Origin of the sequence: Shewanella sp. SM73, from assembly GCF_025653795.1 — a bacterium.
Classification (GTDB): domain Bacteria; phylum Pseudomonadota; class Gammaproteobacteria; order Enterobacterales; family Shewanellaceae; genus Shewanella; species Shewanella oncorhynchi.
In genome coordinates, this window is sequence record NZ_JAKKRY010000018.1 from 43,718 (window position 1) to 63,221 (window position 19,504).

A 19,504-nucleotide genomic window follows, 5' to 3' on the forward strand; every position below is an offset into this window, starting at 1 on the left:
TTAGTTATTTCTTTTTGTTCGCTTTCTCGATGACTTCATCGATTGAGCCAACCATGTAGAACGCTTGTTCTGGCAGGTGATCAAACTCACCGTTCAAAATACCCTTAAAGCCACGGATAGTGTCTTTCAGAGAAACGTACTTACCAGGAGATCCAGTAAAGACTTCTGCTACGAAGAAAGGCTGAGATAAGAAACGCTCAATCTTACGAGCACGGAATACGACAGTCTTGTCTTCATCAGACAATTCATCCATACCCAGAATCGCAATAATGTCTTTCAGCTCTTTGTAACGTTGCAGTACAGTTTGCACGCCGTTAGCAACGTCATAATGCTCTTGGCCAACAACCAATGGATCTAATTGACGTGAAGTCGAATCCAATGGGTCAACCGCTGGGTAAATACCCAGAGAAGCAATTTGACGTGACAGTACAACAGTCGCATCTAAGTGAGCGAAGGTTGTTGCTGGTGACGGATCGGTCAAGTCATCCGCAGGTACGTATACCGCTTGTACAGAAGTAATAGAACCCGTCTTAGTTGAAGTGATACGCTCTTGCAGAACACCCATCTCTTCAGCCAATGTTGGTTGATAACCTACCGCAGAAGGCATACGACCTAACAGTGCAGATACTTCAGTACCGGCTAAGGTATAACGATAGATGTTGTCAACGAACAACAGTACGTCACGACCTTCGTCACGGAACTTCTCTGCCATAGTCAGACCAGACAGTGCAACACGCAAACGGTTACCTGGAGGCTCGTTCATCTGACCATAAACCATGGCCACTTTGTCGAGAACGCCAGAATCTTTCATCTCGTAGTAGAAGTCGTTACCTTCACGAGTACGTTCACCTACACCGGCGAATACAGAAAGACCCGAGTGGGCTTTAGCGATGTTGTTAATCAGTTCCATCATGTTAACTGTCTTACCAACACCCGCACCACCGAACAAACCGACTTTACCGCCCTTAGCGAATGGACAAACAAGGTCGATAACCTTGATGCCAGTCTCTAACAGTTCAGTAGAGCTTGATTGATCTTCGTATGAAGGAGCTGTACGGTGAATGACATAACGCTCTTCTTCACCGATTGGACCCGCTTCATCAATAGGCTCGCCTAATACGTTCATGATACGGCCAAGAGTGGCGGTACCAACAGGAACAGTAATAGGTGAACCTGAGTTTACTACTTCAAGACCACGACGCAGACCGTCAGAAGAACCCATAGCGATGGTACGAACTACACCACCACCTAGCTGTTGCTGAACTTCCAGCACCAAACCATTACACGGGCCTTCACCTACGATTTTCAGAGCGTCATATACTTGAGGTACGGCATCTTGTGGGAACTCTACGTCCACAACCGCGCCAATCACTTGGACAACAGTACCTGTGCTCATGATTAATCCTCTAAAACTTGTATTCGTTACCTAACCTAAACCGCAGAGGCACCAGAAACAATTTCCGACAGTTCCTGCGTAATCGCAGCCTGACGGGCCTTGTTATAGACCAGTTGCAAGTCGTTGATAAGCTCACCCGCGTTGTCTGTTGCCGACTTCATTGCCACCATACGGGCAGCTTGTTCAGAGGCAATGTTTTCAACAACACCTTGGTAAACCTGAGATTCTACATAACGGACCAATAAAGTATCCAAAAGTGCTTTTGGATCTGGCTCGTAGATATAATCCCAACGATGAGCAGTTTCATCATCTTCTGATTTAGGCAAAGGTAGCAGCTGCTCGATCACAGGAGTCTGCGTCATAGTATTCACAAATTTGTTAAATACCACGTACAGACGATCCAGCTTGCCTTCGTTGTAAGCTTCTAGCATGACACCGACTGTCCCGATCAAGTCAGCGAGCTTTGGAGCATCGCCTAAACCTGAAGCGTGAGCAGACACTTGTCCACCGAAGTTTTTGAAAAACTGCACACTACGTGCGCCGATAGGGCAAAATTCAAATTCTGCACCTTGGGCTTTCCAGCTTTTCACGTCTGCAATAACCTTTTTGAAAAGGTTAACGTTCAGACCACCACAAAGGCCACGGTCGGTTGCTACAACAATGTAACCAACCCGCTTAGCCTCTCTCACCTCCAAATAGGGGTGTTTATACTCGAGAGAACCTTGCGCGACGTGACCGATCACCTTACGCATGCTTTCCGCATATGGACGGCTCGCAGCCATGCGTTCCTGCGCTCTGCGCATTTTGCTGGCTGCCACCATTTCCATGGCGGACGTGATCTTCTGAGTGTTTTTCACACTCGCGATCTTGGTTTTAATCTCTTTAGCGCCGGCCATCTCTACTCTCCAATCTGGACCTGAGGTGTCTTAAGACACCTCTATCATTGTTACCAGGTTTGGGTTGCTACGAACTTGTCGAGGCCAGCTTTTAATTCAGCTTCGATATCAGCGCTATAATCGCCAGTTTCGTTGATAAGCTTCATTAAAGGAGCATGCTCGCTGTTCATGAACGAGAGCAGAGCGGCTTCGAAATTACCGACCTTATTCAGCTCAACACTCTTCAGGTAACCTTTTTCAGCTGAGAAAATAGACACAGCTTGAGCGGCTACGCTCATAGGAGCATATTGCTTTTGCTTCATCAGTTCGGTAACACGCACACCATGCTCAAGTTGAGCACGTGTTGCATCGTCAAGATCAGATGCAAATTGCGAGAACGCAGCAAGCTCACGATACTGTGCTAGTGCAGTACGAATACCACCAGACAGTTTCTTGATGATCTTAGTCTGAGCCGCACCACCAACACGAGAAACAGAAATACCTGGGTTAACCGCTGGACGTAGGCCAGAGTTAAACAGATCGGTCTCAAGGAAGATCTGACCATCGGTAATAGAAATTACGTTGGTCGGTACGAATGCAGAAACGTCACCCGCTTGCGTTTCAATAATCGGCAGCGCGGTTAAAGAACCGGTTTTGCCAGTTACTGCACCTTTAGTGAACTTCTCTACATAAATCGCGTTAACGCGTGATGCACGCTCTAGTAAACGTGAGTGTAGATAGAATACGTCACCTGGGTAAGCTTCACGGCCTGGTGGACGCTTGAGCAGTAACGAAATTTGACGATAAGCAACTGCTTGCTTAGACAAATCATCGTATACGATCAAAGAATCTTCACCGCGGTCACGGAAGTATTCACCCATAGAACAACCAGAATATGGCGCTAAGTATTGTAGAGCAGCAGCTTCAGAAGCCGTTGCAACAACAACGATAGTGTTAGCTAACGCACCGTGTTCTTCTAGCTTGCGCACTACGTTAGCGATAGTAGAAGCCTTTTGGCCAATCGCAACGTACACACATTTAATGCCAGAATTTTTCTGGTTGATAATTGCGTCGATCGCCATAGCTGTTTTACCAGTTTGACGGTCGCCAATGATCAATTCACGTTGACCACGACCGATAGGGATCATGGCATCAACGGCTTTGTAACCAGTTTGAACTGGTTGATCAACAGACTGACGTTCAATAACACCTGGTGCGATAACTTCAATTGGCGAGTAACCATCGTTATCGATAGGTCCTTTTCCGTCAATTGGCTCACCTAGAGTGTTAACAACGCGGCCAAGAAGACCGCGGCCAACTGGAACTTCCAGAATACGGCCAGTCGTTTTCACTTTTACGCCTTCTGCTAAATCAGCATAAGGACCCATTACTACGGCACCGACAGAATCACGTTCAAGGTTCAACGCGATTGCAAAACGGTTACCAGGCAGTTCGATCATCTCACCTTGCATCACGTCGGCTAGGCCGTGGATGCGGATGATGCCGTCACTTACCGCAACGATAGTACCTTCGTTACGAGATTCGCTAACGACTTCGAACTGCTCGATCCGCTGCTTAATCAGATCGCTGATTTCAGTGGAATTCAGTTGCATGCTCAAACTCCCAATTACGACTGCAGCTTATCAGACAGACGCGATAACTTACCGCGGACCGAGCCATCGATGACTAGGTCTCCTGTCTTAATGATTACACCGGCGATGAGCGCGGCGTCAGTGCTACAATTCAGCTTAACTTTGCGTGCGAGACGTTTCTCTAAAGAAATACTAATCTGCTGTTGTTGTTCAGAGCTCAGCTCAGTTGCAGAAACCACATCGGCTTCTACTTCTTTTGCCCACTCATTACGGTATTCAGTAAATAACTGAGATACAGCAGGTAGCACCTTTAAGCGACCGTTTTCAGCCATTACCTTTATCAGGTTCTGACCTTGCACATTGACTTGCTCACCACACACACTAATAAAGAGTGCTGCGAGCTTAGTGCTGGCTAAAGAGCCAGCTAACAGTGGTTGCATGGTTTCGTTTTCACTCACCAATGCGGCAAACGTAAGCATTTCTGCCCATGAATCCACTGCATCTTGTTCAATAGCAAAGTCAAAAGCTGCCTTTGCGTAAGGGCGAGCGATGGTGGTTAATTCAGCCATAACTCAACTCCCTTATCAAATTTCAGCGACTAGTTTATTAACTATGTCACTGTGGGCGGCTGGATCAATAGAACGCTCAAGGATCTTCTCAGCACCCATGATGGCAAGAGTAGCAACCTGCTTACGCAGATCCTCTTTGACGCGATTACGTTCAGCTTCAATTTCTGCTTTACCCTGAGCGATGATTTTAGCACGCTCAGCGTCTGCTTCGGTTTTGGCTTCTTCAACTATTTGAGCTTTACGCTTGTTAGCTTGCTCAATAATTTCATTAGCCGTTACCTTGGCTTCTTTTAGTTGGTCAGTCGCTTTCGCTTGTGCCAACTCCAGGTCTTTTACCGCACGATCAGCATCAGCTAGACCGTCAGCAATCCTTTTTTGGCGCTCTTCGATGGCATTCATCAAAGGGGGCCATACAAACTTCATGCAAAACCACACGAAGATGATAAAGGCGACCGTCTGACCGATTAGGGTAGCGTTGAAATTCACAACAGCCTCCTATTTAGAGTTAAGACAGAAGCGTTTTTTACAGCATTGCACCCAGTGGGTTGGTAAATAGCATGAATAATGCGATACCAACACCGATCATAGTTACGGCGTCAAGAAGACCCGCTACGATGAACATTTTAACTTGTAGCATAGGAGCCATTTCTGGTTGACGCGCAGCGCCTTCCAAGAACTTACCGCCTAATAAGCCGAAACCGATTGCAGTACCAAGAGCACCCATACCAATCAGCAGAGCAACAGCGATAGCTGTCATGCCTAAAATCGTTTCCATCTGTATCTCCAGTATCTAAATCTATATTAGTTGATGATTTAGTTTAAAATTTCTTCAGCAATCCTTAATGATCTTCATGCGCCATGCTTAAATAAACAATGGTCAACATCATGAAGATAAACGCCTGCAGCGTGATAACCAAAATGTGGAATATTAACCAGCCCAGTTGCAGAGTCACACCTAGGGTAGATAATAACAAGTTGGTACCATACATCAGCGCAATAAGGATGAAGATCAACTCACCTGCGTACAAGTTACCAAAGAGTCGCAATGCCAATGAAATTGGCTTAGCAATCAAAGTAACAGTCTCTAATAGGAGGTTGACGGGTATCATTGCCTTATGGTTAAAGGGCTGTAGTGTCAATTCTTTAACAAACCCAGACACACCTTTGACCTTAATGCTGTAAAAAATAATCAGCACGAACACACCAATAGCTAAGCTAAAAGTAATGTTAACGTCAGTCGTCGGAACCGCTTTTAGATAGGGAATACCCATTAAACTTGCTGCGTGAGGCAGCCAATCTACAGGGATCATATCCATGAAGTTCATCATGAATACCCATACAAAAATGGTCAGAGCTAAAGGCGCGATCAGAGCATTGCGGCCATGAAAACTTTCTTTCACGCTGTTATTTACGAACTCGACGATCATCTCAACAAAACATTGCAGTTTGCCAGGAACACCGGAAGTCGCTTTTTTACCAACGCTGCGGAAAATCCACAGGAACAGAACACCAAGACCAACCGAAAAGAACAACGAATCAATGTGCCATGTCCAAAAGCCTTCACCAACACTTAAGTTGGTAAGGTGATGTTGGATATAGCCCTGCGGTGTTAACGCTTCACCAGTTGCAGCCATGATTCATCCCACTTAACTTTGCTTGAAGTATAAAGGAGCTGTCCAATGCACGATTAGCGTCAGCACATAACAAACAAAAAGCGGCATAAAAGCGACCTTAAGATTGATAAACACAAACGAAAACATTGCGATGGTTAACAGCAACTTTACCGCTTCCCCCCAGTAAAAAGTCTTTATGACTTTTGCAGCTGAACTTGCTCCCGTGTGGGAGAAAGCGAGGGTTGCGAATACAAAATTAGGGAGCACAGCGATTGAACCACCTGCTAATGCAGAATAGCCAAACTGAACTCCCCACACGGCGAAAAAGAGAATTGAAGCACCCCCAGCGACCGCCGCCTGCATCATCACCAATTTATAGGCTGACCACCGGCCACGACGCGCTAAAACCTTACTCAATTCATCCTCTCCGCATTCATACTTTTTGTTTCGATGACCGGATGACAAATACCCGTATTTATGTCGATGCACAAAAAGCTTGCGAAAGTATACCTTTTCACGCCTTCATTGCAACTTTGAGATAAGGAAAAACAACACTTTTAACGTGATCTCGCGCCAAACGAGTTAAAATGTAAGATTAGCATCTGTCACAAATTTACATTAAAAACTGTTAATCTACAGACATTAATGAATTTTACTAAGAATTCCGTCTAATTCAGCCAGATTCTGATAGTTAATTACAATTTTACCCGTGCCCTTACTGCTATGAGCGATCGAAACCTTGGCACCTAATCTTTCAATTAACTGCTGCTCTAAACGACAAACATCTTGATCTTTAGTCGTAGTTTCGGCTTGTTTAGGCGGATTTAAGGTTTGATTAATTAATCGTTCAGTTTCGCGAACGGTTAATTCCTTAGCGGCCACTAATCTCGCAAGATTTGTTTGTTCTTCTCCCTCAATTGCCAACAAAGCGCGAGCATGACCCATATCAATGTCGCCATACTCGAGTAGACGCTTAACAGGCTCATTTAGGCCGTTTAAACGTAACAAGTTAGATACACTCGCTCTGGATTTTCCCACAACATCGGCAACCTGTTGGTGAGTCAGTTCAAACTCTTGCATTAAACGTTGCAATGCAATGGCTTCTTCCATGGCATTTAAGTCTTCACGCTGGATGTTTTCAATCAAAGCAATAGCAACAGCGGCTTCATCAGGTACTTGCTTTACTATGCAGGGGATTTTATTCAAGCCAGCAAGTTGCGCAGCACGCCAACGACGTTCACCCGCAATGATCTCATACATGTTATTCGTCACTTGTCTCACAACGATAGGCTGAATAATGCCTTGATTGCGGATAGAGTGTGCCAGTTCTTCCAACGCTTCGGGGGACATGTCTTTACGAGGTTGATACTTACCTGGCTGTAATAAGTCTAAATCGAGATGGATAAGCTCTTCTTTTTTATCGACAACATCAGCTTCGTCAGTGTGCTTTTTACTGGCGGCATGGCTGTTACTCAGTAGGGCATCTAACCCTTTGCCTAATCCTCTTTTCTTTAACGTCATGGTGATCCTTTACGCTTGCTTAGCCTGAGTTTGTTGTTCTGAACGACGGATCATTTCACCCGCAAGCGCTAGATACGCCTTAGCGCCAGCACTCGATTTATCGTAATACATAGCAGGCGCTCCAAAACTTGGTGCTTCTGCCAGCCTCACATTACGTGGGATAACAGTACGGTAGACTTTGTCACCAAAATGCTGTTTTAGCTGATCGGACACATCATTAGATAAACGATTACGCGGATCATACATAGTACGTAAAATGCCTTCGATGCCAAGTCCAGGATTAACCATAGCAGCAAGCTTAGTGATGGTATCAATCAGTGCAGTTAAGCCTTCGAGGGCATAATATTCACACTGCATAGGCACGAGTACAGAGTCGGCCGCAGACATAGCGTTTACGGTCAACATGTTCAATGAAGGAGGGCAGTCGATAAAGATATAATCATATTGATCTTTGATCGGTGCGAGTGCGTTACGCAAACGGATCTCACGGGCAAAAAACTCCATCAATTTGATTTCTGCCGCAGTGACATCGCCATTACTGGCGATCAGATCATACTTACCCGCAGTGTTTTTAATGACGATCTCGTCGAAGGATTTTTCTTCAACCAATAATTCATAGGCTGTATTAGCTACGTCATACTTATCGACACCGCTCCCCATGGTGGCATTACCTTGAGGATCGAGATCGATCAATAATACTTTACGTTTTGTTGCTGCTAACGAAGCGGCGAGGTTAACGCAAGTAGTTGTTTTTCCTACGCCACCTTTCTGGTTAGCCACGGCAATCACTTTACCCACAATATCACCCTGTATGTAAATGCTGGTTTATTGCCCTTGCTTATAAATGATTTATTTATCACTTTTAAGCCTGTTATTCTTTGATTATCTTCAATAAATGTCTTTTTTCATCGAGTTTAGGCACCTTAAGCTCGATAACTTCTTTCACCACAAATCCACTTGGAATATGTTGCATCTCTTCATCATTCAACTGGCCTTTAAGTGCATAAAACTGTCCATGTTCGGCGGGGAGATGATGGCACCAAGTCAGCATATCTTGGATTGAGGCAAATGCACGACTTAATACGCCGTCGAATTTATCCTCCGGTTGATAAGCTTCTACGCGGCTTTCAACTGAGCTGATGTTATATATGCCTAATTCAAAAGACACTTGTTTTTGAAAACGAATACGTTTACCTAAGCTATCCAATAACACAAATTGTTTATCAGGATTCATAATCGCTAATGGGATCCCAGGTAAACCCGGTCCAGTGCCTACATCGATAAAACGTTCACCTTGCAGATGTTTTGAAACCACTAAACTGTCCATGATATGACGGATCAGCATAGCTTCGGGATCTCTCACCGATGTCAGGTTATAGGCTTTATTCCATTTGTTGAGCATACCAACAAAATCAATTAGTTGTTTTTTCTGCTCGACGGTTGCGGGCAAATTAATTTCGGCTAAATAAGCCTCTAACTGGGCAGATAACACTGAGCAACCTCAACAAAGATACGATTATGAACGCGAAGGCTATTATGAAGCCCGAAAACGATGAAGGGAAGCCTGAATGCTTCCCTTCTATGACCTAAGCAGCGATTAAGCTAGCTTTTACGCACTCTTACGTAATAAGCCACGCTTTTTGAGGTGAACCAACAAAATTGAAATAGCCGCAGGCGTAATACCAGAGATCCGTGAGGCTTGGCCTATGGTTTCTGGTTTATGGTTATTTAACTTAGCAATCACCTCGTTCGATAAGCCTGGTACTTCTTTGTAATCGAGCGTCAAAGGTAAACCTGTGTTCTCATTACGCACAGCTTTGTTGATCTCTTCCTGTTGACGTTGAATATATCCAGAATACTTAACTTGGATCTGAACTTGCTCAGCCGCCTGTGGATCTTCAAGCCCAGGACCAAAACCTTCGATCTGCATCAACTTACTGTAATCCATTTCTGGACGACGTAGTAATTCTTCAAATGATGCTTCGCGAGAGATCGGCGTATTCAAATGTGGGTTTAACGCATGGATCAAAGGTGAATTTGGATGCACCCATTGAGCGCGCAAACGTTGTAACTCAAGTTCGATCGATTCTAACTTCTCACTAAATGCCGCCCAGCGAGTGTCGTCAACTAAACCTAATTCGCGACCTTTTGCCGTTAAGCGAATATCAGCGTTATCTTCACGGAGTAACAAACGGTATTCGGCACGGCTAGTAAACATGCGGTACGGTTCTTTGGTACCCAGAGTTGATAAATCGTCAACTAGTACTCCAAGATATGCTTCGTCACGGCGTGGACACCAGGCTTCTTTGCCTTGCACTTGCAGTGAGGCATTCATGCCTGCTAATAAACCTTGAGCACCGGCTTCTTCATAACCTGTAGTGCCGTTTATTTGGCCAGCGAAGAATAAACCGTTGATCGCTTTGGTTTCTAATGAGTTTTTCAGATCTCTTGGATCGAAATAATCGTATTCGATCGCATAACCTGGACGCATGATTTCTGCGTTTTCCATGCCTTTAATCGAACGTACTAAATTCAACTGTACATCGAAAGGTAAGCTAGTAGAGATCCCGTTAGGATAGATCTCATTGGTATTTAAACCTTCTGGTTCGATGAAGATCTGATGCGAAGATTTATCCGCAAAGCGGTGGATCTTGTCTTCAATCGATGGGCAATAACGTGGACCAATACCTTCGATGACGCCTGAATACATAGGGCTTCTGTCTAAACCACCACGAATAATTTCATGGGTTTTTTCATTGGTGTGAGTGATCCAGCAAGAAATCTGTTTTGGATGATGACTGATATCCCCCATAAATGACATGACAGGTAACGGAGAATCGCCTTTCTGTTCAGCCATTTGAGAAAAATCGATCGTGTTTGCATCGATACGTGGCGGTGTACCTGTTTTTAAACGACCGACTCGGATCGGTAATTCACGTAATCGATTTGCTAAAGCAATCGCTGGTGGATCGCCTGCGCGACCACCGCTGTAGTTTTCTAAGCCTATATGAATTTTGCCGCTTAAGAATGTACCTGCTGTTAATACAACAGCTGGAGATTCAAAAGCTAAACCCATTTGGGTAACTACACCAACTACTTGATGATTTTCAACAATTAAGTCATCTACGGCTTGTTGGAAAATACGTAAGTTAGGTTGGTTTTGTAATATATTTTGGATTTTTTGACGATATAGTGCACGGTCAGCTTGTGCTCGTGTTGCTCGTACTGCTGGGCCTTTACTTGAATTTAAGGTTCTAAATTGGATCCCTGCATAATCGGTTGCGATTGCCATTGCACCACCTAAGGCGTCAATTTCTTTCACTAAATGGCCTTTGCCTATGCCACCGATTGCTGGATTACATGACATTTGTCCTAACGTATCGATATTGTGCGTTAGTAATAATGTTTTTGATCCCATTCTTGCTGCTGCCAACGCGGCTTCAGTTCCGGCATGACCACCACCAACAACAATAACATCAAACCGTTCATGAAAATGCATGCCACTACCTTCAATTGCTAAGAGACTCAGTACGAGCCGAGCATTTTAGCATTTGCTTCGTCTTAGGTGAATGATCATTTTACTCTGTTCGATCGAGATGATCCGGACTAATAGATCTTAAGATCTTTATATAGATCTTCTTATTATGTTTACTATTAGGATCGCGTTTTTCTGTGCATAACCCAAATTCATTATATAAATCATTAATTAGCGCGATCTTGATCCTGTGATCTGATCGCGATCTAATGTCATTAAACATGGGGATAGATCGCCTACTTATCCACAAGGCGGATCATTAAGCAGATCGGACTGTGAATAGTACAGAGGTTGATCAGATCTAAATAATAGCTTATCCACATGTTTATACTTTAAATAAGTAAATTGTGGATAAATAGGATCTAAACTGTACATAGATCGGGACCTTATCCAATAAGCGATCTTAAATATCCTGTTGCCATTGTGCTAACCATGCAAGGGCTGGGTCTTCCGGCACAGGATCAAGCTGTACATCGATCTGGATCTTATCCACAAAGGCTTTTGCATCGCAGTCTTGAATGGCCGAAATTAATTTTTCTGGGCCTTGGCAAAAGGTATCGTAACTTGAGTCACCAATTGCACATAAGGCAAAGTTTACTTGGCTGAGATCCGGTTTTTGCTCGGTAATTTCGTTGAAAAAAGGCTGAATATTATCTGGAAGATCACCAGCTCCATGAGTTGATGACACGATAATCCACAGTGCATGGGTGTCTATTTCGCACAATGTTGGGGTTAAATGAACTTGAACTTGGTGTCCTTGCTCCGTTAATTGGGCCATCATTTCGTCGGCAACATACTCTGCACTGCCCAATGTTGTACCAACGATTACTTCAATCTTTGCCATTATGATTTCTCAGTGTGTTGTTGTTTTTAAAACTAATTTCAATTAAATAGATAGCTGAATGGCTATTATTATGTTCATCATAAAGGAAATGTGGATAGGACCACAGAAGCAATACGTGATTTTTGCAGTTTTTGCATCCTTTATATAAGGTTGGTTTCGCTTACATGTTACCTTTAGCTTCTTGATACATAATTAATATATTTAAAAAGTTAATTTCATTTAAAATCAAATAATTATAATAGGATGATCCATGACAACACCCGTAAATGCGCCCCAGTGGCCACGGCAAATTCCTTACATCATAGCCAGTGAAGCTTGTGAACGTTTTAGCTTTTACGGTATGCGGAATATTCTTACCCCATTCTTGATGACAGCACTTTTGTTGTCTATTCCAGAAGAACTGCGCGGAACTATGGCTAAGGATGTGTTCCATTCCTTTGTCATTGGAGTGTATTTTTTCCCGTTACTCGGTGGTTGGATTGCCGATCGTTTTTTCGGTAAATACAATACTATCTTATGGTTAAGCTTGATTTACTGTGTTGGTCATGCGTTTCTCGCTATTTTTGAACACAGTATTCAAGGGTTTTATACGGGATTATTTTTAATTGCGCTCGGATCGGGTGGGATTAAGCCCTTGGTTTCTTCCTTTATGGGAGATCAATTTGATCAAACCAATAAAACATTGGCGCAGAAAGCGTTTGATCTGTTTTATTTTACGATTAACTTTGGCTCCTTCTTTGCCTCGTTATCGATGCCATTACTATTGAAATATTATGGTGCTGCGGTCGCATTTGGGATCCCTGGTGTCTTAATGTTTATTGCAACTGTGTTCTTCTGGTTAGGTCGCAAACGTTATGTGCATATGCCACCCGAGCCGAAAAATCCCCATGGTTTTTTACCCGTTATTCGTACCGCATTGCTCACTAAAATCGCTGGTCAAGCCAACATAGGTTTAGTGTTAGCTTTAGTTGGGATAATTTCTGCAGCGTATGCTTTAGTGAATATTCCAACCTTAGGTATCGTTGCTGGTTTGTGTTGTGCGTTAGTGCTAGTGATGGGATTTGTTGGCGCAGGGGCTTCATTGCAACTCGAACGGGCTAGGGGGATCCATCCGGATATCGCCGTTGATGGGGTACGCTCAGTACTACGGATCTTAATATTATTTGCGTTAGTGACTCCTTTTTGGTCTTTGTTCGATCAGAAAGCGTCCACTTGGATACTGCAAGCCAATGACATGTCTAAACCTGAATGGTTTGAACCCGCCATGATGCAAGCTTTAAACCCATTATTAGTTATGTTACTTATCCCATTTAATAACTTTGTGTTATATCCGGCGATTGAGCGTATGGGTATAAAGTTAACTGCTTTGCGTAAAATGGGGGCAGGGATTGCCATCACGGGCGTGAGTTGGATAGTCGTTGGTAGCATTCAATTGGTGATGGATGGCGGCTCGGCATTATCAATATTTTGGCAGATTGTGCCCTATGCTTTGCTCACCTTTGGTGAAGTATTAGTCTCTGCCACTGGACTAGAGTTTGCCTACAGCCAAGCGCCTAAAGCTATGAAAGGCACTATCATGAGTTTTTGGACCTTATCTGTGACTGTCGGTAACTTATGGGTGTTACTGGCGAACGTCAGTGTGAAAAGTCCGGCTGTGACCGAACAAATTGCCCAGACGGGGATCAGTATTACCGCATTTCAGATGTTTTTCTTCGCAGGTTTTGCCATCTTGGCGGCATTGATATTCGCGCTTTATGCAAGATCCTATCAAATGCAAGATCATTACCGCCACGTCGAATCATGAGTTAGCCGATGAGTGGAAATATTCGGTTGTAGATAAAAAATCAGCCCATATTGTATGGGCTGATTTATATGGAAATAATATTAAGGTTAATTATTTTCCGATACAGAAAGAGCTGAAAATCTTGCCTAAGAGATCATCTGAGGTGAAGCGGCCAGTGATTTCCGATAGCGCTAATTGGCACATGCGTAACTCTTCTGCCAGCAGTTCTCCAGCTAGGTACACTTCTAACTGTTCTTTCCCCAATTGCAGATGGCTTGCGGCGAGTTCAAGGGCTTCTAAGTGACGACGACGGGCGATAAAGCCACCTTCGAGGTTACTCTGGTAGCCCATGAGTGACTTTAAATGCTGCTTTAACTGTTCGACACCTAAGCCCGTTTTAGCCGAGATCCGGTAAACACTATAACCTTGTTCCTCAGTCATCATTAAGTCTTCGCCAGTGAGATCGGCTTTATTGCGGATCACTGTCACACCTAAATTTGAGGGCAGGCGATCGACAAAGTCAGGCCAAATATCATGGGGATTAACGGCGGCAGTGGTGGTGCCATCAACCATAAATAACACCCGATCGGCACTGTTTATTTCATTCCAAGCGCGTTCTATACCAATTTGTTCAACGGTATCTGTCGTATCACGTAGGCCTGCAGTATCGATAATGTGCAGCGGCATGCCATCTAAGTGGATGTGCTCGCGTAATACATCCCGTGTTGTACCAGCAATTTCGGTAACGATAGCCGATTCTTTACCGGCTAAGGCGTTTAATAAGCTGGATTTTCCAGCGTTAGGACGACCCGCGATCACGACTTTCATGCCTTCGCGGATGATAGAACCTTGTTTAGCACTGGCTTGCACTAGGTCAAGTTTGTCGATGATTTTGTAGAGTGCATTGGCAATTTTACCATCACTTAAAAAGTCGACTTCTTCATCGGGGAAATCAATCGCAGCTTCTACATATAAACGTAGGTTAGTGACTTGATCCACCAGCTCATGGACTTCCTTAGAAAATTCACCCTGGAGTGATTGCAGCGCACTTTTAGCCGCTTGCTCACTGGTGGCATCGATAAGATCGGCAATCGCTTCGGCTTGGGTCAAGTCTAGCTTATCGTTCATAAAGGCTTGTTCGCTGAACTCACCGGGTTTGGCTATTCGAATACCACCGACTTCCATTACACGTTTGATCAGCATGTCTAGAACGATTTGGCCGCCGTGGCCTTGAAGCTCCAATACATCTTCGCCAGTAAAGGAATTGGGGCCTTTAAAAAACAGCGCTATGCCTTGGTCGATTACTTGGCCTGTTGCACTTTTAAAGTCGCAATAATCGGCATATCTTGTTTTAGGAAGATGACCCAATAAGGCCATAGCGACATCACTGGCCTTGTTGCCTGAAATTCGGATGATGCCAACGCCGCCACGTCCGGGCGCGGTGGCTTGAGCCACGATAGTGTCAGTTGTCACGGAAATACCCACCAAACTAATATCTACCAAATCATGTAAAGGAAAAGGCGGCTAATTAAGCCGCCTTTAGTATTATTTTCACTTTATGCTTTGCTAAAGGTAGGGCTTATTTTAAGCCTTTTTTCTCAAGACCTGCATAAATAATCTTCTGCTGCGTGATGGCAACTATGTTACCTACTAACCAGTACAGTACTAGACCTGATGGGAACCACAGGAAGAATACGGTAAAGATTACTGGCATCCATTGCATCATTTTCACTTGCATTGGATCCATTGTCGGCGCAATTGGTTGCATCTTCTGCATTACAAACATAGAGACGCCCATCAGCAGCGGCAGTATGTAGTAAGGATCTTGTACCGATAAATCGTGGATCCACAGCATAAATGGTGCATGACGTAATTCGAAGCTTTCTAGCAATACCCAGTATAAGGCAATGAAGATTGGCATCTGTAAAATAATAGGTAAACAGCCACCCATAGGGTTAACTTTTTCTTTCTTATACAGTTCCATCATGGCTTGACCCATCTTTTGACGGTCATCACCAAAGCGTTCTTTCAAATCTGTCAGCTTAGGTTGCAGATTACGCATCTTCGCCATTGAGGTGTACTGCGCTTTTGTCAGCGGGAACAGTAAACCACGAACGGTTAACGTGATCAGAATAATTGCCACACCCCAGTTACCGACGAATGATTGATAGAACATCAATAGCCAGTGAATAGGAACTGCTAACCACCATAAGAAACCGTAATCGACCACGAGATTTAAGGTTTCAGAAATCGCTGACAGTGCCGCTTGATCCTTAGGACCAACATAGAACTGTGAGCTAATTTCTTGGCTGGCACCAGGTGCAATATCGTATACCGCGCCGCGGAAACCAATATTAGCTAAACCGCCAGCACTGACACTAGAAAAAATAGTGTTGCTGTCAGTTGCGGGTGGCACCCAAGCTGAAACGAAATAGTGTTGTAACATGGCTGCCCAACCGCCTAAAGTGGCTTGGTTCAGGTTACTTTTGGCCATGTCGTCAAAGTTGTATTTTTCATAGCGCACATCATTCGTTGAGAACGCACCACCACGATAGGTAGGCATCATCATGCTGCTTTCAGATGGCTTGATCGTTTGTTTAATCTGACCGTACATCTGAACTTGCAGTGGTGCTGCTGAAGTGTTGTTGATTTTATAGTCAACATCTATGTTGAACTTACCGCGATGGAATACGAACACTTTAGTGTAAGTCACACCATTGTCAGCAATATAAGTTAACGGTACTTCTAAGGTATCTTGGCCTTCGGCTAAGGTATATTCAGTTGCCGTTGTGCTAAATGCGGCACGGCCTTTTGCGCTGCTATCTATACCATCGCGACCAATTAGGCCGCTTTGAGCGATATAAGTGAAATCATTCGTTTGCTCAAGCAATACGAATGGTTGATCTTTCTCTAGTTCTTTTTTGTGCGAAACTAACGCAGCAAAAACGATGTCACCACCCACTGGATTGATCTGAATGTCTAACTGATCTGTTTTTACCGTAATCAGTTTGCTGTTTGCAGTAACTGCTGCAGCAGGAACACCTGTATCAGCTTCTGGAACATCGGCACTGTGCGAGCTTGCCGCGTTCGCCACTAAGGACGATTCGGTTGCAACGGGTTTAGGAGCTTTGTCTGCTTGCCACTGTTGCCACAGCAAAAAGCTGACAAACAGTAGTCCTATGAGCAATATATTGCGTTGAGATTCCATAGCCTATTTATTACACCTATCATTTTTAGGGGGGACGGGATCACTACCGCCGGGATGTAAAGGGTGACATTTTAATATGCGTTTCAATGCAAACCAACAACCTTTCGCGGTTCCATGCACTTTTATTGCTTCAATAGCGTAGTGAGAGCAGGTGGGATTGAAACGGCATCGAGGGCCCAGTATAGGGCTTATGAATACTTGATAGCCACGAATTAACGTGGTCGCTAGCCATTGTAGCGGCGACTGAGTTTGCGCCATAGCTTTTCTATCAATTTGTTGATTTCAGCGTTTTCCATTTCCATCACGCCATTTCTGACAAGCACAACAATATCAAGATGAGGAATGTCGTGTTGATTTAAGCGAAAACTATCTCTGATCACGCGCTTAATACGGTTACGTTGATTGGCGCGTTTTACATAGCGTTTAGCAACAGTAAGGCCCATACGCGGATGTTGTTCCGTGTTAGGAATAGCGAGCAAGGTAATTTCAGCAGAAGATGCTTTGATGGGATTGGAAAATACAGATTTAAATTGCGCGGGAGTTAACAAACGTAACTCCCGCGAAAAGGTATAGCTAGTCAACTAGTTACCCACTTATTAAGCAGATAAACGAGCGCGACCTTTCGCACGACGACGTGCAAGCACCTTACGGCCGCCTACAGTAGCCATACGAGCGCGGAAGCCGTGAGAACGCTTGCGCTTCAGGTTGCTAGGTTGAAAAGTACGTTTACTCATGATGGCAATCCGTCTTTGTTATTAGTGAACATATCCTTATCTCTAGGATAGAGGTAAGGGCAAAAAAGAGGCCGAATTGTAATCACAATACTTAGTCACGTCAACAACGAAAGTAAGTAAGTGCTTTATTTCTGCCAGCGTATCCTTAGATCAATCCCCAGAATACACCATAAGATGTGGATAACTCTGTGTACGGACACTACATGTAGTAGTGCAGGGGATCTTCGAGCCGATCGAAGGGGCGCCATTATAGATCAATGTGGATCGCTTAATAAAGCAGGATTTGCGGTTATTGCTGAATAAAAGGATCGTTTTGGATCTTTGATGATCGAGGATATCCACATAGAATGATCTCGCTGGGGATAAATATTTTTTAAGGATAGCGATCCTTGAGATCTCGCTATAGAATACACCTCTTTTTTGATGATCTTTTGGGGATAACTAAGTGGCTGTTTCACTTTGGCAACAATGTATCGGACGACTGCAAGATGAGCTTTCTGCTCAGCAGTTCAGTATGTGGATCAGACCGTTACAAGCCGAAATGGATGGAGATACTCTGGTGCTTTATGCGCCCAACCGCTTCGTGCTTGATTGGGTCAGAGATAAGTACATCAATATCATTAATCAGTTCTTTACTGAGCAAATGGGTAGCGACGCGCCTAAATTGCGTTTCGATATAGGTAGTCGTCCTTCGGCGAAAAAGCCTAGTGTTCCAGCACCGATTGCGCCAACTCGTGTAGCGAATACCCAAACTAAAGCGACGGTAGGCACGACGTTTAATGTCCAAGCCGAGCCTATGGCGAACGCGAATCACCGCAGTAACATTAATCCGAGCTACCAGTTTGATAACTTCGTAGAAGGTAAGTCTAACCAATTAGGTAAGGCTGCGGCGTTACAAGTGGCTGAAAATCCGGGTGGTGCTTATAACCCACTATTTTTATATGGCGGAACAGGTCTAGGTAAGACTCACTTGTTGCACGCTGTCGGTAACGGGATCATTAAAAATAATCCTAATGCCAAAGTGGTTTACATGCATTCCGAGCGTTTTGTCCAGGACATGGTTAAAGCGCTGCAAAACAATGCGATCGAAGAATTTAAACGTTACTACCGTAGCGTCGATGCCTTGTTTATTGATGATATTCAATTTTTTGCCAATAAAGACAGATCCCAAGAAGAATTCTTTCATACCTTCAATGCGTTACTTGAAGGGAATCACCAAATTATTTTGACTTCAGATCGTTATCCAAAAGAGATCGACGGTGTTGAAGACAGATTGAAATCGCGTTTCGGTTGGGGTTTAACTGTGGCTATTGAGCCACCAGAGTTAGAGACCCGCGTAGCGATCTTGATGCGTAAAGCTCAAGAGAGCGGCATTAACTTGCCCGATGAAGTGGCTTTCTTTATTGCTAAGCGTTTACGTTCAAACGTACGCGAGCTAGAAGGGGCATTAAACCGCGTTATCGCCAACGCTAACTTCACGGGTCGGCCAATTACTATTGATTTTGTTCGTGAAGCCTTACGTGACCTCTTGGCACTTCAAGAAAAATTAGTCACTATAGACAATATTCAGAAAACCGTAGCTGAATACTACAAGATCAAGATGGCTGATATGTTGTCTAAGCGTCGTTCACGCAGTGTCGCGCGCCCAAGGCAAGTGGCAATGGCGTTATCCAAAGAATTAACTAACCAAAGCTTGCCGGAAATTGGTGATGCTTTTGGTGGTAGAGATCACACCACAGTGTTGCATGCCTGTCGTAAGATTGCTCAGCTACGGGAAGAGAGCCACGACATTAAAGAAGATTATGCTAATTTGATTAGAACCTTATCTTCTTAA

The 19,504-nt window shown here is 44.1% G+C and carries 20 protein-coding genes; 2 read left to right on the forward strand and 18 right to left on the reverse strand.

Annotated features, from left to right (window positions below; all coding sequences use genetic code 11):
- Positions 1-4: 4 nt before the first annotated feature.
- The 13 genes from atpD to mioC form a co-directional block, all read right to left on the reverse strand.
- Positions 5-1,396 carry a F0F1 ATP synthase subunit beta gene (atpD, locus tag L5M51_RS19695; protein ID WP_105250791.1) on the reverse strand — a complete coding sequence of 464 codons (1,392 nt, stop codon included), beginning with the start codon at positions 1,394-1,396 and terminating at the stop codon, positions 5-7.
- A gap of 35 nt (positions 1,397-1,431) precedes the next feature.
- Positions 1,432-2,292, reverse strand: a complete 861-nt coding sequence (atpG, locus tag L5M51_RS19700; protein ID WP_006084762.1) for a F0F1 ATP synthase subunit gamma — start codon at positions 2,290-2,292, stop codon at positions 1,432-1,434.
- A 50-nt stretch (positions 2,293-2,342) separates the two neighbouring features.
- Positions 2,343-3,884 carry a F0F1 ATP synthase subunit alpha gene (gene atpA, locus L5M51_RS19705; RefSeq protein WP_263174230.1) on the reverse strand — a complete coding sequence of 514 codons (1,542 nt, stop codon included), beginning with the start codon at positions 3,882-3,884 and terminating at the stop codon, positions 2,343-2,345.
- A 14-nt stretch (positions 3,885-3,898) separates the two neighbouring features.
- A complete protein-coding gene (atpH, locus tag L5M51_RS19710) occupies positions 3,899-4,432 on the reverse strand; it encodes a F0F1 ATP synthase subunit delta (RefSeq protein WP_006083842.1) in 534 nt (177 codons plus the stop codon).
- 15 nt (positions 4,433-4,447) lie between these two features.
- The gene (atpF, locus tag L5M51_RS19715) at positions 4,448-4,918 is read right to left on the reverse strand and encodes a F0F1 ATP synthase subunit B (RefSeq protein WP_006083841.1); all 471 of its coding nucleotides are present in this window, start codon (positions 4,916-4,918) and stop codon (positions 4,448-4,450) included.
- A 37-nt stretch (positions 4,919-4,955) separates the two neighbouring features.
- A complete protein-coding gene (gene atpE / locus L5M51_RS19720) occupies positions 4,956-5,207 on the reverse strand; it encodes a F0F1 ATP synthase subunit C (RefSeq protein ID WP_006083840.1) in 252 nt (83 codons plus the stop codon).
- Positions 5,208-5,271: 64 nt separating this feature from the next.
- On the reverse strand, positions 5,272-6,066 hold the full coding sequence (gene atpB / locus L5M51_RS19725) for a F0F1 ATP synthase subunit A (protein WP_107950087.1): 795 nt from the start codon (positions 6,064-6,066) through the stop codon (positions 5,272-5,274).
- Between the two features lie 12 nt (positions 6,067-6,078).
- Positions 6,079-6,462, reverse strand: coding sequence for an ATP synthase subunit I (locus L5M51_RS19730; RefSeq protein ID WP_105250794.1), 384 nt, complete (start codon positions 6,460-6,462; stop codon positions 6,079-6,081).
- 225 nt (positions 6,463-6,687) lie between these two features.
- Positions 6,688-7,566, reverse strand: a complete 879-nt coding sequence (locus L5M51_RS19735; RefSeq protein ID WP_131524523.1) for a ParB/RepB/Spo0J family partition protein — start codon at positions 7,564-7,566, stop codon at positions 6,688-6,690.
- Between the two features lie 9 nt (positions 7,567-7,575).
- A complete protein-coding gene (locus tag L5M51_RS19740) occupies positions 7,576-8,364 on the reverse strand; it encodes a ParA family protein (protein WP_105250796.1) in 789 nt (262 codons plus the stop codon).
- A gap of 73 nt (positions 8,365-8,437) precedes the next feature.
- On the reverse strand, positions 8,438-9,058 hold the full coding sequence (gene rsmG, locus L5M51_RS19745; protein WP_263174232.1) for a 16S rRNA (guanine(527)-N(7))-methyltransferase RsmG: 621 nt from the start codon (positions 9,056-9,058) through the stop codon (positions 8,438-8,440).
- A gap of 117 nt (positions 9,059-9,175) precedes the next feature.
- Entirely contained in the window at positions 9,176-11,065 is a 1,890-nt protein-coding gene (gene mnmG, locus L5M51_RS19750; protein WP_168827624.1) for a tRNA uridine-5-carboxymethylaminomethyl(34) synthesis enzyme MnmG, read from the reverse strand.
- 439 nt (positions 11,066-11,504) lie between these two features.
- Positions 11,505-11,945 (reverse strand): FMN-binding protein MioC, encoded by a 441-nt coding sequence (mioC, locus tag L5M51_RS19755; protein WP_105250799.1) that lies wholly within the window; start codon positions 11,943-11,945, stop codon positions 11,505-11,507.
- A gap of 250 nt (positions 11,946-12,195) precedes the next feature.
- Here mioC and L5M51_RS19760 point away from each other — a divergent pair, with 250 nt between their 5' ends.
- Positions 12,196-13,749 (forward strand): oligopeptide:H+ symporter, encoded by a 1,554-nt coding sequence (locus L5M51_RS19760; RefSeq protein ID WP_263174234.1) that lies wholly within the window; start codon positions 12,196-12,198, stop codon positions 13,747-13,749.
- 90 nt (positions 13,750-13,839) lie between these two features.
- Here the strand turns inward: L5M51_RS19760 and mnmE are convergent, their stop codons facing one another.
- From mnmE to rpmH, 5 genes are all read right to left on the reverse strand, one after another.
- A complete protein-coding gene (gene mnmE, locus L5M51_RS19765) occupies positions 13,840-15,201 on the reverse strand; it encodes a tRNA uridine-5-carboxymethylaminomethyl(34) synthesis GTPase MnmE (protein ID WP_263174237.1) in 1,362 nt (453 codons plus the stop codon).
- A 106-nt stretch (positions 15,202-15,307) separates the two neighbouring features.
- Positions 15,308-16,936 carry a membrane protein insertase YidC gene (gene yidC / locus L5M51_RS19770; RefSeq protein WP_105250801.1) on the reverse strand — a complete coding sequence of 543 codons (1,629 nt, stop codon included), beginning with the start codon at positions 16,934-16,936 and terminating at the stop codon, positions 15,308-15,310.
- 3 nt (positions 16,937-16,939) lie between these two features.
- Positions 16,940-17,194 carry a membrane protein insertion efficiency factor YidD gene (gene yidD, locus L5M51_RS19775; protein WP_006083829.1) on the reverse strand — a complete coding sequence of 85 codons (255 nt, stop codon included), beginning with the start codon at positions 17,192-17,194 and terminating at the stop codon, positions 16,940-16,942.
- Entirely contained in the window at positions 17,161-17,517 is a 357-nt protein-coding gene (rnpA, locus tag L5M51_RS19780; protein WP_105250802.1) for a ribonuclease P protein component, read from the reverse strand. The genes yidD and rnpA overlap by 34 nt, the downstream gene beginning before the upstream one ends.
- A 15-nt stretch (positions 17,518-17,532) precedes the next feature.
- The gene (gene rpmH, locus L5M51_RS19785; RefSeq protein ID WP_006083827.1) at positions 17,533-17,670 is read right to left on the reverse strand and encodes a 50S ribosomal protein L34; all 138 of its coding nucleotides are present in this window, start codon (positions 17,668-17,670) and stop codon (positions 17,533-17,535) included.
- 445 nt (positions 17,671-18,115) lie between these two features.
- Between rpmH and dnaA the strand changes: the two genes are divergently transcribed.
- Positions 18,116-19,504 (forward strand): chromosomal replication initiator protein DnaA, encoded by a 1,389-nt coding sequence (gene dnaA / locus L5M51_RS19790; RefSeq protein ID WP_006083826.1) that lies wholly within the window; start codon positions 18,116-18,118, stop codon positions 19,502-19,504.

Coding starts and splice junctions, on each gene's coding strand:
- mnmG (WP_168827624.1), bottom strand. CDS start 11,065: ATGCATTTTCATGAACGGTTTGATGTTATTGTTGTTGGTGGTGGTCAT.
- atpG (WP_006084762.1), bottom strand. CDS start 2,292: ATGGCCGGCGCTAAAGAGATTAAAACCAAGATCGCGAGTGTGAAAAAC.
- rpmH (WP_006083827.1), bottom strand. CDS start 17,670: ATGAGTAAACGTACTTTTCAACCTAGCAACCTGAAGCGCAAGCGTTCT.
- yidC (WP_105250801.1), bottom strand. CDS start 16,936: ATGGAATCTCAACGCAATATATTGCTCATAGGACTACTGTTTGTCAGC.
- atpE (WP_006083840.1), bottom strand. CDS start 5,207: ATGGAAACGATTTTAGGCATGACAGCTATCGCTGTTGCTCTGCTGATT.
- atpD (WP_105250791.1), bottom strand. CDS start 1,396: ATGAGCACAGGTACTGTTGTCCAAGTGATTGGCGCGGTTGTGGACGTA.
- yidD (WP_006083829.1), bottom strand. CDS start 17,194: ATGGCGCAAACTCAGTCGCCGCTACAATGGCTAGCGACCACGTTAATT.
- atpA (WP_263174230.1), bottom strand. CDS start 3,884: ATGCAACTGAATTCCACTGAAATCAGCGATCTGATTAAGCAGCGGATC.
- atpB (WP_107950087.1), bottom strand. CDS start 6,066: ATGGCTGCAACTGGTGAAGCGTTAACACCGCAGGGCTATATCCAACAT.
- L5M51_RS19735 (WP_131524523.1), bottom strand. CDS start 7,566: ATGACGTTAAAGAAAAGAGGATTAGGCAAAGGGTTAGATGCCCTACTG.
- atpH (WP_006083842.1), bottom strand. CDS start 4,432: ATGGCTGAATTAACCACCATCGCTCGCCCTTACGCAAAGGCAGCTTTT.
- L5M51_RS19760 (WP_263174234.1), top strand. CDS start 12,196: ATGACAACACCCGTAAATGCGCCCCAGTGGCCACGGCAAATTCCTTAC.
- mioC (WP_105250799.1), bottom strand. CDS start 11,945: ATGGCAAAGATTGAAGTAATCGTTGGTACAACATTGGGCAGTGCAGAG.